This is a genomic window from Haloferula sp. A504, from assembly GCF_044385805.1.
Lineage (GTDB): Bacteria > Verrucomicrobiota > Verrucomicrobiia > Verrucomicrobiales > Akkermansiaceae > Haloferula.
Genome location: NZ_JBISBU010000011.1, coordinates 47,467 through 61,561 on the forward strand (window position 1 = coordinate 47,467; position 14,095 = coordinate 61,561).

Annotated in this window: 12 protein-coding genes; 8 read left to right on the top strand and 4 right to left on the bottom strand. The window is 66.0% G+C overall.

Annotation, left to right across the window (positions count from 1 at the left end; all coding sequences use genetic code 11):
- Positions 1–86: 86 nt before the first annotated feature.
- Positions 87–1,553 (bottom strand): DNA recombination protein RmuC, encoded by a 1,467-nt coding sequence (rmuC, locus tag ACG2LG_RS07780; protein WP_396257847.1) that lies wholly within the window; start codon positions 1,551–1,553, stop codon positions 87–89.
- Positions 1,554–1,663: 110 nt separating this feature from the next.
- On the opposite strand from rmuC, the gene ACG2LG_RS07785 reads away from it, so the two are divergent.
- The gene (locus tag ACG2LG_RS07785; RefSeq protein ID WP_396257848.1) at positions 1,664–2,284 is read left to right on the top strand and encodes a superoxide dismutase; all 621 of its coding nucleotides are present in this window, start codon (positions 1,664–1,666) and stop codon (positions 2,282–2,284) included.
- 124 nt (positions 2,285–2,408) lie between these two features.
- On the opposite strand, the gene ACG2LG_RS07790 is transcribed toward ACG2LG_RS07785, so the two are convergent.
- On the bottom strand, positions 2,409–3,227 hold the full coding sequence (locus ACG2LG_RS07790; RefSeq protein WP_396257850.1) for a hypothetical protein: 819 nt from the start codon (positions 3,225–3,227) through the stop codon (positions 2,409–2,411).
- Between the two features lie 125 nt (positions 3,228–3,352).
- Between ACG2LG_RS07790 and ACG2LG_RS07795 the strand changes: the two genes are divergently transcribed.
- The 5 genes from ACG2LG_RS07795 to ACG2LG_RS07815 all read left to right on the top strand — a co-directional run bounded on the left by ACG2LG_RS07795 (position 3,353) and on the right by ACG2LG_RS07815 (position 7,390).
- Positions 3,353–4,204, top strand: a complete 852-nt coding sequence (locus tag ACG2LG_RS07795) for an ABC transporter ATP-binding protein (RefSeq protein WP_396257851.1) — start codon at positions 3,353–3,355, stop codon at positions 4,202–4,204.
- Positions 4,201–5,103 carry an ABC transporter permease gene (locus tag ACG2LG_RS07800; protein ID WP_396257853.1) on the top strand — a complete coding sequence of 301 codons (903 nt, stop codon included), beginning with the start codon at positions 4,201–4,203 and terminating at the stop codon, positions 5,101–5,103. Before ACG2LG_RS07795 ends, ACG2LG_RS07800 begins: the two co-directional genes overlap by 4 nt.
- 30 nt (positions 5,104–5,133) lie before the next feature.
- Positions 5,134–6,069, top strand: a complete 936-nt coding sequence (locus ACG2LG_RS07805) for a tetratricopeptide repeat protein (RefSeq protein WP_396257854.1) — start codon at positions 5,134–5,136, stop codon at positions 6,067–6,069.
- A gap of 63 nt (positions 6,070–6,132) precedes the next feature.
- Positions 6,133–6,900, top strand: coding sequence for a metallophosphoesterase family protein (locus tag ACG2LG_RS07810; protein ID WP_396257855.1), 768 nt, complete (start codon positions 6,133–6,135; stop codon positions 6,898–6,900).
- A gap of 94 nt (positions 6,901–6,994) precedes the next feature.
- Positions 6,995–7,390: a (deoxy)nucleoside triphosphate pyrophosphohydrolase gene (locus ACG2LG_RS07815; RefSeq protein ID WP_396257856.1), complete on the top strand. Its 396-nt coding sequence runs from the start codon at positions 6,995–6,997 to the stop codon at positions 7,388–7,390.
- A 43-nt stretch (positions 7,391–7,433) separates the two neighbouring features.
- Here ACG2LG_RS07815 and ACG2LG_RS07820 read toward each other — a convergent pair whose 3' ends face one another.
- Together ACG2LG_RS07820 and ACG2LG_RS07825 are read right to left on the bottom strand one after the other, a co-directional pair.
- A complete protein-coding gene (locus ACG2LG_RS07820; RefSeq protein ID WP_396257858.1) occupies positions 7,434–8,708 on the bottom strand; it encodes a PQQ-dependent sugar dehydrogenase in 1,275 nt (424 codons plus the stop codon).
- Positions 8,709–8,795: 87 nt separating this feature from the next.
- A complete protein-coding gene (locus ACG2LG_RS07825) occupies positions 8,796–9,386 on the bottom strand; it encodes a DUF4136 domain-containing protein (RefSeq protein ID WP_396257860.1) in 591 nt (196 codons plus the stop codon).
- Positions 9,387–9,551: 165 nt separating this feature from the next.
- Here ACG2LG_RS07825 and ACG2LG_RS07830 point away from each other — a divergent pair, with 165 nt between their 5' ends.
- Both ACG2LG_RS07830 and ACG2LG_RS07835 read left to right on the top strand, forming a co-directional pair.
- Entirely contained in the window at positions 9,552–11,648 is a 2,097-nt protein-coding gene (locus tag ACG2LG_RS07830; protein ID WP_396257861.1) for a beta-galactosidase, read from the top strand.
- 139 nt (positions 11,649–11,787) lie between these two features.
- A complete protein-coding gene (locus tag ACG2LG_RS07835) occupies positions 11,788–14,085 on the top strand; it encodes an autotransporter domain-containing protein (RefSeq protein WP_396257862.1) in 2,298 nt (765 codons plus the stop codon).
- The last annotated feature ends 10 nt before the right edge of the window (positions 14,086–14,095 follow it).

A 14,095-nucleotide genomic window follows, 5' to 3' on the forward strand; every position in this document is an offset into this window, starting at 1 on the left:
ATGGTGCATCACCCCCATGGCATCCATCCGCCGGAGCAATTCACACCGAACAGGCGTATCGATGCGCGACAGCGTCGCGCGGTCCTCTACCCCTCCAGCGCCGATCTCAGGTCATCCGCCGCCGAGCTGGCCTTTTCCTTGGCGGGGTCGGGGCTCTCTTCCTCCGCCACCATCGGCAACCGGGCCGCCTTTTCGATCCGTGGAGGGGTTTCCAGCGTCTGGCCCTCCGGCGCCGCCTGCAGTTCCTCGAACTTGCGCGCCGTGGTGAGCACCCGCGTCTCGTACGATCCGACCGCCGAGTTGAAATGCCCGACCGCCGAGTCGAGGGACTTGCCGAGCTTGGCAAAGTGACCGGCGAGGACGGCAAGGCGCTCGTGCAGCGTCCTTCCCAGCACCGAAATCTCGCGCGCGTTCTCGGCCAGTGCCTCCTGACGCCAGCCGTAGGCGACCGCCCGCAGCAGCGCGATCAGGGTGGTGGGCGTGGCCAGGATCACGCCGTGATCCACGCCGCGCTCGATCAGCCCGGGGTCGCTCTGCAGGGCCGCCGAGAAGAACGACTCGCTCGGCAGGAACAGCACCGTGAACTCCGGCGCGTGCTCGAACTGAGAGGTGTAGTTCTTCGAGGACAACTGCGTGATGTGCGTGCGCACCTGCCGCGCATGGCGATTGAGGGCCTCGTCGCGCGCCGCATCGTCGGGCGCCTCGACCGCATCGAGGTAGGCATCCATCGGCGTCTTCGAGTCGACCACGATCGTCTTGCCGCCGGGCAGGCGCACGATCAGGTCGGGACGCAGGCGCCTGCCCTCGTCGTCGGTGGTGCTCGTCTGGGTCTGGAAATCGCAGTGCTCCTGCATGCCGGCCATCTCGACCACACGGCGGAGCTGGATCTCGCCCCACTGGCCGCGGCCCGTCGGCTGGCGCAGTGCCTTGACCAGTTGCGCCGTCTCACGCTGCAGGCCGAGCTGGCTTTCGGCCATGGCCTTCACCTGCTCCTTCAGCTCGCCGTAGGCACCCACCCGGGCCTTCTCGATCTCACCGATCCGTCCCTCGAATTTCCCGAGCGTCTCGCTCACCGGCTTGACCAGTTGCTCGATGGCCACACGGCGCTTCTCCAGCTCGCCCTTGGCCTCGTCCTGCTGCGCCTGGAGCGACTGCCTCGCCATCTTGTAGAACTGGTCGGTCGAGGCCTTGAGCGCATCGGCCGACAGCGCCTTGAAGGTGTTGGAAAGGCGTTCCTCCGCCCGGTCGAGCAGGGCCTGCTTTTCCTTCGCCGCCTTGGCTTCCTCTTCGAGCCGGGTTTTGAGCTCGGTGACCTGGGTGCGGAAGGTCTCGACCTGCCGCTCCTCGTCGTCCACCGCGGCCTGCGTCTGGGCCAGCCGCGCCTCGAGGTCCGTCGTCCGCCGTTCGCTTGCGCCGAGTCGCTCCTCCAGCCGGCCGCGGCGGGCCGAGCCGACGAGGTAGGTGATCAGCCAGCCGAGGAAAAGACCGGCCAGCGCTCCGAGAACCCAGGGCCAGGGGCCTGCGGTGAAATCAGTGGTGGTGAGAAAGGCCATGTGGGGATTGTTTCTTGCAGTGCGGCGGACTCGCGCCATCGTCGGGACGAAGGCCGCCTAGCGGGACTACCCGCGTGGCCCCCCGAACGCAAACCAAACCAACCCCAACCATGGCACATACCCTACCCGATCTCGGATACGCAAACGACGCGCTCGAACCCCACATCGACGCGCGCACGATGGAAATCCACCACGACAAGCACCACAACGCCTACGTGACCAACCTCAACGCCGCGCTCGAAGGCACCGGCCTCGAGGACAAGCCGATCTGCGAACTCGTCGCCGACCTCTCGGTCGTGCCGGAAGACAAGCGCACCGCCGTCCGCAACAACGGCGGCGGTCACGCCAACCACAGCCTGTTCTGGCAGGTCATCGCTCCCGGCGGTGCCACGGCCCCGTCCGGCGATCTCGCCGCGGCGATCGATGCCGCCTTCGGCTCCTTCGACAGCTTCAAGGAAGCCTTCGCCAAGGCCGCCGCAACCCGATTTGGTTCCGGCTGGGCGTGGCTGGTGAAAAAGGAAGACGGCTCGCTGGCCGTCTGCTCGACCGCCAACCAGGACACGCCCTGCATGGGCGAGGCGGTCGCCGGCTGCTCCGGCAAGCCGCTCCTCGGCCTCGACGTCTGGGAGCACGCCTACTACCTCAACTACCAGAACCGCCGGCCCGACTACATCGCCGCCTTCTGGAACGTGGTGAACTGGGACGTCGTCGCCGAGCGTTTCGCCGGCTGATCCGCCCTCTCCGACTCAAAGCAAAACGGCCGCCCCGCAACCGGGACGGCCGTTTCGTTTTGGAGAATCGACATTCTCCTGCCCCGCCGGAGTCTCCGGCGAAGGGAGGTGTCGATCCTCAAGCTTATTTCAGCTTCACCCGGAGCTCCTCGTTGGTCTCGACCTTCATGCCCTTGACGCCCTTGAGCACCTCGGCCATTTCGGCGGGCGACTCCGGCTCCTCCTGCTGCAGCTTGGCAAAGGCTTCGGGGTCCTCGAGAAGCGCACCCATGTCCATTTCCATCATGGTCACGGTGTTGTCCTTGCGGTGGGTGGCATTGGTCTCCTCGATGCCACCGGGGAATTCGAGACGGATGCTCATCTTCATGCCGCCGAGCATCTGCTTGGCCTGGGCCAGTTCGGCCGGATCCACCGCCTCGGGCTTCGCGCCTTCCTCTTCATCGGCGGCATCCGCGGCATCCATGCCCTTGTTCTTCAGGGTCAGCACGCTGTCCTTGTAAACGAATTTCATCGGCTCCTCGGCTTCCTCCTCTTCCGCTTCACCGCCGGGGCCCATGTCATCGCCCATGCCGTCGAGGCCGCTGCCGAAGCCATACTTCACCGCATTGATGTCCTTGAAGGCGTAAACGGTCCGGGCACCCTTGCGTCCGGCCTCATCGATCTTCTCCACCTTGGAGACGGTCACGCCCTCGCCCATTTCCTTGGCGGTGGCCTCGGCCTTCTCCTTGTCGACCATGTCGGCCAGCGGGTCCGCGGCTTCCGCCCCTTCGCCACCGAGCGCCGACATCTGCTGGATCATCGCCAGCATCTGGGCACCCAGCACGGTCTCCTCGGTGATCGTGCCGCTTCCATCCTTGTTCAGGCTGATGGTCACGTGGTGCTCCATACAGCTCGTCGCCAGCAGCGCGAACGCCGCCGAAATCATCGTCATCAGTTTCTTCATGGCTGGCGATCCTAGGCATGCCGGCAGGTCCGCCGCCATTCCAAAAGAGTCGAGCTTGCCGAATGACGGGAAACGCGTTGTCAGCCCGGTGATCCCGGCGCTAACCTCGCCGCCGCGCGCCACCCATGGAACCCGCCGTCGAAATCGAGAACCTGACCAAGGTCTTCCCCGCCCACTTCGGCGGACGGCCGGTGCGCGCCGTCGACCGGGTGAGCATCCGCATCGAGCCCGGCGAGGTCTATGGCCTGATCGGCCCGAACGGCTCGGGCAAGTCGACCACCATGAAGGCGCTGCTCGGTCTCGTTGCCCCAACCTCGGGCACCTGCCGCATTTTCGGGGCCGACTCACTCGCCGTCGATTCGCGCGAACAGGTCGGTTTCCTCCCGGAGAACCCGTATTTCTACAAGCACCTCAGCGGGGCCGAAACGCTGCGTTTCTACGGCAAGCTCTGCGGCCTCCGGGGGAAAAGCCTGGAAGCCCGCGTCGATGAGCTGCTCGAACTCGTCGACCTCGTCGAGGCCCGCGACCGCCGCCTCGGCGGCTACTCGAAGGGCATGCTCCAACGCATCGGGCTCGCCCAGGCACTGGTCCAGGAACCGCGGCTGGTCATCCTCGACGAGCCCACCGCCGGGGTCGACCCGATCGGCTCCCGGCAGATCCGCGACCTGGTCTTGGCGTTGCGCGAGCGGGGCATCACGGTCTTCCTCTGCTCTCACCTGCTCGAGCAGGTCCAGGAGGTCTGCGACCGCGTCGGCATCATCTTCCGCGGGCGGATGATCCGCGAGGGCCGGCTCGAGGAAATGCTCTCCATCGAGGACCAGACCGAGCTCGTCCTGCGCGATGCCCGGCCGGAACTGGTCGAGGAAATCCGCCGTCTGATCGAAGCCGCCGACGGCGCCGAGTTGGTCCGCGCCGGCCGGCCCCGCACCACCCTCGAGCGCCTCTTCCTCCGCGAAACCGTCGACCGGAACGAATGACCGCCCGCCACCGCCCGCTCAACCCCCGCCGCATCACCGTGCTGGCGTACCACACCTTCACCCAGTTGGTGCGGATGAAGGTGTTCTATTTCCTCGGCGCCTTCGCCGTCATCCTCATCGCCGCGAATTTCCTGCGCCTGCCCACCCACGCCGCTCCCGAGGCCGTCGGCGTGCAGCTGCTCTACTCGATCAAGAGCTCCTGCGCGGGAGCGATGACGCTGTTCAGCATCGTGATGGCCATCGTCGCCACCGGCCTGCTGCTGCCCAAGGACGTCGAGGACCGCACCCTCTACACCATCCTCGCCAAGCCGGTGCCGCGGCTCGACTACCTGCTCGGCAAGTTCTTCGGCGTCGCCGCGCTGATCTTCGTCTCGCTGCTGGTGATGGACCTGCTCATGACCGGGGCGCTCCAACTGCGGATGGGCGGCGTGCTCGAGCAGCAGCGGGCCGCCGGGGAAGCCTTCGGCCATCCTCCGGAAATGATCGAGGCCCAGCTCGCCGAAACCCGCGCCCTCGGCCCGACCTGGGCCCTCCAGGGTGCCGTGTTTGTCATCTTCCTCCAATCCGTCGTCATCATCAGCGTCGCCCTGCTGCTCTCGACCTTCTCGACCAGCACCCTGTTCACCGCCATCGTCGGCTTCCTCGTCGTCTTCATCGGCTTCTTCCAGGCCGATGCCCGCGAGGCCTACTTCCACGGCACCGGAGTGCTCGGAAAGATCGGCTCGGCGATCATGACCACCGCCCTGCCCGACCTGCAGCTCTACAAGCTCATCGACGCCGTCATCGAGGGCAGGCCGCTCGAGGCCTTCGACCTGCTCAAGGTCACCGGCGTCACCCTGTTCTACTTCGTCGTCTACACCTTCGTCTCGTGGCTGGTCATCGCCCGGAAGGAGTTTTAGGCGCCTGTTTCAGCCTTTCAGCGTTTACCCATGCACCGCCGATACCAGCTTGCCGCCATCGCGACCCTCGTGGTCGCGGGGATCGTGCGGGCACCCATCGAGCAGGCCCTCACCGAAGACCTCCGCGAGAAGCAACTGCTGCAGCGACCCCTCGATCTGGACGTGCGCAAGAAGGTCGGCCAGGGATTCTGGGCCGTCTCGCTGGGCGGGCTGCGGACGCTCGTCGCGACGATCCTGAACCTCCGGGCCTTCGGTTATTTCGAAAACCAGCAGTGGATTCAGGTCGCCGACAGCTACGAGACGATCGTCCAGCTCGCGCCGCACACGGCCTACTACTGGGAAACGGGTTCGTGGCACATGGCCTACAACGCCGCCTCCTACTACGACCGGAACGACATCGGCCTGCCGCCACTCCGGGCCCGGGCCGAGTGGGAGAACTGGATCCGGAAGGGCGGCGCCTTTCTCGAGGAGGGAGTGAAACAGAACCCCGACAACTCGCTGCTCTGGAGCCGGCTCGGATGGCTCTACGTCGATCCCAACAAGATCCGCGACTACGACAAGGCGGCCGAGGCCTTCGGCAAGGCGGTCGAGACCGGCAATGCCCTCCCTTACGTCCGGCGTTTTCAGGCCATGGCCATGGCGCGTTCGGAGAAATACGCCGACGATGCCCTGCCGCTGGTCCGCCGCATCATGGAGGAGGACGGCGGCGCGCCCCCGACCCTGCTCGCGCTGCGCTTCACCCTCGAGCACCGGGAAAATCCGGGCATCGATTCGGACTCCCTCGCGCTGGAGCTCTTCGGCTCCCACGAAAATGCCTATCAGATTTTGGGCAACCACTACCTCGACATCCGGGGCGAGTATCCGATGAACGGGGTAGGGACCTATCTACGTAAGCTTGAACGTCTTCTGGAGATCCCCCAAGAAGAGAGCGTCTTCCGGGCCCGTGAAGCCCTCGAACAACGCTGAACTCCCCGACCCACCCCGATGCAAGCCAGCGGCCCGCCTCCCCACCCGACCATCGGTACGCCCGTGCAGCCGGCCGCCGATCCGGGCGCACAGGGTTCCGGCGACCCGCGGCGCATTGCCCTTTTCGGCGACATCCACGCGAATCTCGAGGCCCTCGAGGCCGTGCTCGCCGACTCCGCCGAGCAGGGCTGCAACGACTACATCTGCATGGGCGACATCGTCGGCTACAATGCCAACCCCGCCGACTGCCTCGAAAAGGTCCGCGAAATGGGGTGCCCGGTGATCAAGGGCAACCACGACGAGGACACCGCCGGCAATCATTCGCTGGAATCGATGAACCCCGTCGCCGCCACGGCGCTCGAGTGGACCCGCGGGCAGCTCGACGACGAGCAGCGCACCTGGCTGCGGCGCCTGCGGATGGTCCGCCAGATCGAGGACTTCACCGTCGTCCACAGCACCCTCGACCAGCCGTCGAACTGGAACTACGTGACCAATCGCTTCGACGCGATGTCGAACTTCTCCTACCAGTTCACCCAGGTCTGCTTTCACGGGCACACCCACGTGCCGCGGGTCTACATCAAGGACGGCAAGGTCCGCGAGGTCCCGGCCGAATCGATCGTGATCGAGCCGGGCTCCAAGTACTTCATCAACGTCGGTTCGGTCGGCCAGCCGCGCGACGGCGACTGGCGGGCCTGCTACGCGATCTACGACCTCGCCCACAAGCTCGTCGTCTTCCGCCGGATCGAGTACGACATCGAGACGACGCAGCGAAAGATCCGCGAGGCCGACCTGCCGCCGATGCTCGCCGAACGCCTCGCCGACGGCAGGTAGGGGCGGGCGTCCCGGCCCGACCATTCCCTTTCCCCCGGCGCGCAGCGCCGCATCCCGTTTGGCACTTGGAACTTCTCCCTTGGAACTTCGGCCCATGATCGACGTCGTCGCCGGCCTCATCGAGGACGGCACGGGCCGCCTGCTCGCCTGCCGGCGGCCGGAGGGGAAGCACCTCGGTGGCAAGTGGGAGTTTCCCGGGGGAAAGGTCGAGGCCGGCGAAACCCCGGACCACGCCCTCGTCCGCGAGCTCCGCGAGGAACTGGAGATCACCGTCGAGGTCGGCGAGGCGCTCACACCCGTCGTCCACGACTACGGCCGCGGCCCGATCCGGCTCATCCCGCTGCGGTGCACCATCGCGGAGGGCCGTCCCCAACCGCACGAACACAGCGAGATCCGCTGGTGCCCCACCGAAGAGCTGCATCAACTCGACCTCGCCGCCGCCGACCTCCCCATCCTCGCCGAATGGACCGCCCGCGCCCGCCGTCCGTAGGCGGAATCCCGAGGATCCGGCGACGGCGTTCTCGCTGGCCCGGTCACTCCCCCGGCACGATCTTCCAGATCCGACCATCCTTGCCGCGCGGGGTGTTGGAGTCGTTGGAGAGGACGTAGATCTCGCCGTCGCGGTCCTTGGCGAAGCCGGTGATCCAGGCGTCCTTTTCCCCGGGTGCACCACCACCCGGCAAGAGCTTGCTGGCCCATTCGCCCTCGTCGCTGGTCTCGGCGACGAAAAGTCCGTATTTCGGCCCCGCCCAGCTCATCGCCCAGTCGGCGTAAAGGTAGCGCCCTTGCAGGCCCTTGATGGCGGAGCCGCGGTAGACGTGGCCACCGGTGATGCTGATCCCCATCGCGGGAAATTCGCCGAAGCCCACGTTGTGGGGGTAGGCGATCACCGGATGGACGGTGTCGCCCGGGGAGGTCGCGCGCGAGGCATCGAGCGTGATCGATTCCCCCGGGCTCTGCTGGTCGAAGGGGGCGAAGCCCTCGAAACGGGGCCAGCCGTAGTTGGCGCCGGAGCGGATGACGTTGACCTCCTCGAACCGGTTCTGCCCGACATCGGCGAAGATCATGCGGTCCCCGTCGACCGTGAGGCCCCACGGATTGCGCACGCCCCAGGCGAAAATCTCGTCCTTCCCGGGTTTCCCGACCAGCGGGTTGTCAGCGGGGATGGCGTAGCCTTCGTCGGCATCGACATCGATGCGCAGGATCTTGCCGAGCAGGGTGTCGAGCGACTGGCCGTTGCCGCCCTCGGCGTGGCCGTCGGCGAGGTCGTTCGCCGCGCCGCCGTCGCCGACGCAGATATAGAGATGGCCGTCGGGCCCGAAGGCGATGCTGCCGCTGTTGTGATTCCACTGCGGCTCGTGGATTTCCAGAAGCACCCGCTCCGAGTCCGGATCCGCCTTGGAGCCGTCGGCACTCGTCTGGAATTCGGAGAGCCGCATGGTGTGGTCGAAGCCCTCGGGCGCCCCATCGGCCAGGGGCGTGCCGAAGTAGAGGTAGAAGCGGCGGTTATTCTCGAACTCGGGGTGGAGCGCAAAGCCGAGCAGGCCGCGTTCGTCGAAGCCCTCCCGCACCCAGTCGAGTCGCGAGCGGAGGTCGAGGAAGGCCTCGCCCCGGGTGCCTCCCTTTTCCGACAGGAAGGAGATCAGACCTGCCTGCTCACCGATCAGGAAGGCCCGGTCGCCCGACTGGTAGGGGACCATGAAGACCGGCCCGCTGAGCTGCTTGGCGAAAGCCTGAAGCTGGATTTCGGGGAGGGCTTTCGCAGCGGAAATGCCGGCGAGGGCGGCGAGCAGGAGCATGGCCTTCATGGGAGCGAAGCTCGGGCCACCACGACCCCGGCGCAACCGGAAACCCCGCCGACCGGTATCGGGCGAGGTTTCCGTGCTGTCCCTGGCTCAGCTTCCGGCCCGTGGGAATCCCTTGAGCAGGCGCCGGGCAAGCTCGCGGGCATCATCCTGCTGCATGAGTTCGCTGCGCGAATCGTCCACCCGGACGACCCCCTTGCCGCGCCACACCTCCTTGTCGGTGGTCGGTTCCGAGACCAGAAAGCGGACCCCGATCTGTGTCTCGGACTTGAGGTAGCCGCTGCTGACGCCCGATCCCGCCGAGGTGGCGGCGAGCCAGGAAGCTCCTTCGTCACCCGGGACGTAGCGCGACTCGTAGGTCGGGCTGCCGCCGACCGAGCGGTAGCCGGGCATCCGCAGGCCGCGGGCGTAGAGAAAGAGGTCGGGCGTGCCGCGAACCGACAGTCGGTAGCCCCGGTTGGTCATGATTCTGTCCGCCTCGTCGGTGAATGCCTTTCGAAGCGCGCGGTCCTTCTGGGTGAAGTCCTTCGCCGCCTGCCGGTCGAGTGGAACCCAGGCGTAGGTTTTGTAATTCGAGAAGTCGGCACCTTCCGCCGGATAGGCTTCGACGTCGAGTGAGGTGGAAAAGCAGGAGGTCAGGGCGATGGAGGCACCGGCAGCAAGGATGGGGAGCAGTTTCATGATTCTTCTGACGAACTAGTGGGAGAAAATCGACCTTTGGTCAAGGACCCCACCCGATTCCCGTGCCGGACCCGGAAGCCCGCATCGGGTGCCGGGGGCGGGAGCGCTCGAGACAAGACGCCCGCTTGTGATCGACGGGATTTTCGCCCACCCTCCGATATGCGCATGAGGTCCGCGATTCTACTGGGGCTGCTGCTGGCGGCCGTCTGGAGCCCCCGGGGCGGGTTTGCCGACGAAGCGCGTTTCTTTCCGGAGAAGGGAACGCACTTCGGGGTTTACTACTACCCGGAGCATTGGCCGGAGGAGCAGTGGGAGCGCGACATCCGGCGGGTCGCCGAGCTCGGCTTCGACTTCATCCACTACGGCGAGTTCGCGTGGGCCCGGCTGGAGCCGGAAGACGGCAAGTTCGACTTCGCGTGGATGGACAAGGCGGTGGCACTCGCCGCCGACCACGGCCTGAAGGTGCTGATGTCGACGCCTTCGCCCTGCCCGCCGGCCTGGCTGGCCACCGCCCATCCCGAGATCCTGGCGGTCGATCGCAATGGAGTGCGAGGTCACCACCGGGGCTCGCGGCTGACCGGCTCGCTGGCGAACCCGGTTTACCGGAAGCATGTCGAACGCATCGTGACGAAGCTGGCCGAGCGCTACGCCAGGGACGAGCGGGTCTGGGGATGGCAGATCGGCAACGAGCCGCACATCCAGACCGGCGAGGACTACAGCCCGTCGGCCCAGGCGGAGTTCCGCGAGTGGCTGAAGAGGAAGTATGGCACGGTCGAGGCGCTCAACGAGGCCTGGGGTGCGGCGTTCTGGAGCTACACGCTCGACAATTTCGAGCAGGTTCAAGTCCCGACTTCGAACCCCCACACCTATCTCGATTTCCAGACCTACACCTCGGAGGAGATCGCCCGCGACCTGGGCGACCAGGCGGCGATCGTGCGCCGGCACGGGGACGGCAGGCAGTGGATCACCACCAACTACGCCTACTATCAGGGACTGGAGAATGTGAATCCCTTCCTCACCCGCGACACGCTCGATTTTGCCTCGCACACGATGTACCTGACCCACAACCGCAAGAACTCCTCGGGCGACTCGCTGGCGCATCGCTTGGGCTGCGGCATGGAATACAGCCTGGGCGAGGAACTGGCGGCGTCGGTCAGCGGCTACACCGGCATCATGGAACTGCAGCCGGGCCAGATCAACTGGGGCCGGTTCAATGCCATGCCGATGCCCGGAGCGGTGCGCATGTGGGTCTGGCACGCCTTTGGCATGGGGGAGCGTTTCGTCTGTACCTACCGGTTCCGCCAGCCGCTTTTCGGCATGGAGCAGTTCCACCACGGCATCATGCAGACCGATGGCGTCAGCGTGAGCCATGGTGGAAAGGACTTCGTCAGGGCGGTGGCGGAGATCAACCGGCTCGAGGAGAAGCTCGATCCCTCCGCCGAGAACGAATTCGTCAACCGCAGCCGCACGGCGCTGCTGTGGAGCAACCGCAACCTGCTCGACATCGAGCGCTACCCGCACCACCAGGATTGGGATACCTGGCAGCACATCTACACCTACTACCAGGGGCTCAAGCGGATGGGGGTGAATGTGGTCTTTGTCGGCGACGGGGATGATTTCGATCCGGCAGGCACCCCCTTCATGGTGGTGCCGGCCTATCAGATGATGAGCCGGGAGCTGGTGGGCAAGCTGGAGGACTATGTCGCGAAGGGCGGCCACCTGATCATCAGCACCCGCTCGGGTCTCAAGGACGACAAGGGCCACCTGTGGGAGGCGAAGATCCAACAGCCGATCTGGAACCTGATCGGCGGCGAGATCGAGTACTACGACCACCTGCCCGCCAACCGGCCCGGCAAGGTGGCTTTCGGCGGGAAGTCCTACCCGTGGCACACCTGGGGCACGGTGGTGAAGCCGGGCAGCACGGTGGAGTCGTGGGGGACCTATGAGGACCAGTTCTACGAGGGGGCGTCCGCCATCCTTCACCGGGATCCGGGCAAGGGCAGCGTGACCTATGTGGGCGCTTGGTCGGACGACTGGGAACTCGAATACGATCTCCTGCGCCGGGTTTATGGCAAGGAACTCGGGAAGCTTCCCTTCGACCTGCCGCCGTATGTCTTTGTCCACTACCGGCAGGGTCTTTGGGTGGCCGTCAATTACACCGATCAGATGATCGATGTGCCGGCGGGCGGGGGAGCGGAGTGGTTGTTGGGAGGGCGGGAACTGCCGCCGGCCGGAGTGAGTGTGTGGCGGGCCGGGCCGTGAACTTGTCCGACCTCCGCTCTGCGGCCAACCGGCCCGGACTTCGGATTTCGGCAGTTTTTTCTTCTCGCGACTCCCCCGCCACCTAGGCTCGGGAATCGTGCCTGACGAGGGCTCGTGAATTGACCAACATCCCCCAGCCATGAAAACACCTCTGCTGACCCTGCCACTGCTTGCCTTTTCGGCTCACGCCTTTGCCGGCCCGGAGCCGCCGAATACCGAAGGACCACCGCCCGTCATCAGCCTGCCCTTCGTGCCGACCAACATCAGCGGCGACGGCACCGCGGTCGTCGGCCCGGACTTCTTCGAATTGATCAACAACGAACCTCCCCCGCCGGATTCACTCACCGCCAGCTACTGGACCTTTGAGAGCGGAACCGTGGAGCTCTTCCCGCGGGGAGCCGTTTTCGGGGTCGATGCCAGGCCTCTTGGAATCAGCCGGGACGGACGATTTGTCGTGGGCGGTTACCAGACCCTGAACGGCGGCGGCATGATGGATCTGATGATGAGGCCGGGCTACCTCACCGCTCCCAACGGATTCTGGATCGACCGCCAGACCGGGAATGCGGCGTATCTCTCCGGCCGGGCATTCGTTGATGTGAGCGATTCCGGCGATTCCGTCGTCGGCTACAACTTCGAGCCCGTCGTCGATACCGCCCCGCAGTTCGTGACGGACGACCCGATCTCCGTGAACGTCCTCGGGCCGGGGGTGGCGACCTGGTGGCAGGGGGCGGCCAGCGGTGGCCTGCTCGGCACGGGCACCCCCCTTGGCGCGCTGCCGGGTGTCAGCTACGGGGCGGACCTCACGGTGACTGCCATGGACGGCGCCGGGACGCGAGCCGTGGGTTCCCAGAGGAACTTCCTGAATGGGGGCGCGAACCTCAATGCGCTGCAGGCCGGCCCCGTTTCCCGGTCGGTCTACTGGGACCTCGGCGGCCCCGGGTCACCCCAGGCAAATGCCATTCCGCTGCTCGCTTCGGAGGCATCCTTCATCGAGTCTTTCGCCACCGATATCAGCCGCAATGGAGCCTACATCGTGGGTTCGCAGTATGACGATGATGGGTGGGTCGGCCTGAACCGTCCCTATCTTTTCACGGTTGCCGACGGAGCACTCACCGAGATCCCGGTCGTCGGTGGATATGCCAGTGGTGTCAGCAACACGGGTCGGGTCGTCGGCAGCGGCTTCAGGGGGAAGCGCCAGGTCTTCGTAGGCACGGCGCTGACGGCGGCGGACGAGCCGGTCGACCCGCCGTTCCAGGCTTTGGGTGCCTGGGTCTTCGACGAAGAGGCGGGTCCCCGCACCATCAACGAATGGCTCGCGGACAGCGGGGCAGAGGTCGGCGACGTGTTCTTCCAGACCGCCGACGCCATCAGCGAGGACGGAACCGTCATCGTCGGCCGCTTCGGCTCGCCGGACAATTATCCCGTGGAGGTGGATGAAGTGGATCCTCCCGGTGACTTCGAGCCGGTCTTCGAAGGTCCCGGCTACATCGCCCGCGCCGGAAGTGGCGCGATCAATCCCGCCCAGTTCATTCCCACCTTGCAGGCCGGTGCCCAGCCGGGTCCGCTCAGCTACAACCTGCTGAACATGACCCTTCACGGCGCACACCACGTGCCGCTGCAGATGCGCGGGGCGGACCGCCACGCCTGGATCACCGGGGACTTCGCCCGCAATGATCGCTACGATTCGGATTCGACACTCGCCGAGGTCGGCGGCGCCATCGATTTGTTCGACCAGCAACTCGTGGCCGGGCTCGGCGTCGGACAAAGCTGGGTGAGCCAGGACCTGCTCCTTGGCGGCGAGACGGAACTGGATGGCCAGTACGTCCTCGGGGAACTCAGCTTCCGGGCAACCGACACGCCGTTCATCTTCACCCTGACCGGTGCCTACGGCTCCTGGGATGCGGACGTCGATCGCAACTATTTCAACGGTGGCCTCATCAACACCTCCTTCGGCAAGACGGACGTCACCTCGAGTGCGCTGCGCCTGCGCGCCGACTGGCTGGACGCGGCACAGCTCCTTGGCTTCGGCATCTCGCCCAAGCTCGAGTACACCGTGACCCGCACCGAGTCCGATGCCTACACCGAAGTGGGTGGCGGATTCCCGGCGACCTTCAACAGCCAGAGCCAGACGATCCACCAGCTGCGCTACGGCCTGACCGCCGCCCGCCCCGTGCTGCAGGAGAAAGGTTTGGTCCGTGTTCGTGCCGAAGGGGTTCATCGATTCGATGACAGCGATGCCCGCACCACCGGTACCGTGCTCGGCCTCGGGCCGTTCAACCTGGCCGGCCGGAGCGTGAAGCAGGACTGGTTCCTCTTCGGTGTCGACTTCGACTACGCCGTCACCGATGCGATCACCTTGACCAGTGGTCTTTCAACCGCGACCAGCGGCCAGGATCCGGTCTTCGGCGCGACCCTCGGGGCGCTCTTCAGTTTCTGAGGCATCGCAA

Bases quoted from the DNA above. Each gene is read 5' to 3' on its own strand.
- rmuC (WP_396257847.1), bottom strand. From the start codon at position 1,553: ATGGCCTTTCTCACCACCACTGATTTCACCGCAGGCCCCTGGCCCTGG.
- ACG2LG_RS07785 (WP_396257848.1), top strand. From the start codon at position 1,664: ATGGCACATACCCTACCCGATCTCGGATACGCAAACGACGCGCTCGAA.
- ACG2LG_RS07790 (WP_396257850.1), bottom strand. From the start codon at position 3,227: ATGAAGAAACTGATGACGATGATTTCGGCGGCGTTCGCGCTGCTGGCG.
- ACG2LG_RS07795 (WP_396257851.1), top strand. From the start codon at position 3,353: ATGGAACCCGCCGTCGAAATCGAGAACCTGACCAAGGTCTTCCCCGCC.
- ACG2LG_RS07800 (WP_396257853.1), top strand. From the start codon at position 4,201: ATGACCGCCCGCCACCGCCCGCTCAACCCCCGCCGCATCACCGTGCTG.
- ACG2LG_RS07805 (WP_396257854.1), top strand. From the start codon at position 5,134: ATGCACCGCCGATACCAGCTTGCCGCCATCGCGACCCTCGTGGTCGCG.
- ACG2LG_RS07815 (WP_396257856.1), top strand. From the start codon at position 6,995: ATGATCGACGTCGTCGCCGGCCTCATCGAGGACGGCACGGGCCGCCTG.
- ACG2LG_RS07820 (WP_396257858.1), bottom strand. From the start codon at position 8,708: ATGAAGGCCATGCTCCTGCTCGCCGCCCTCGCCGGCATTTCCGCTGCG.
- ACG2LG_RS07825 (WP_396257860.1), bottom strand. From the start codon at position 9,386: ATGAAACTGCTCCCCATCCTTGCTGCCGGTGCCTCCATCGCCCTGACC.
- ACG2LG_RS07830 (WP_396257861.1), top strand. From the start codon at position 9,552: ATGAGGTCCGCGATTCTACTGGGGCTGCTGCTGGCGGCCGTCTGGAGC.
- ACG2LG_RS07835 (WP_396257862.1), top strand. From the start codon at position 11,788: ATGAAAACACCTCTGCTGACCCTGCCACTGCTTGCCTTTTCGGCTCAC.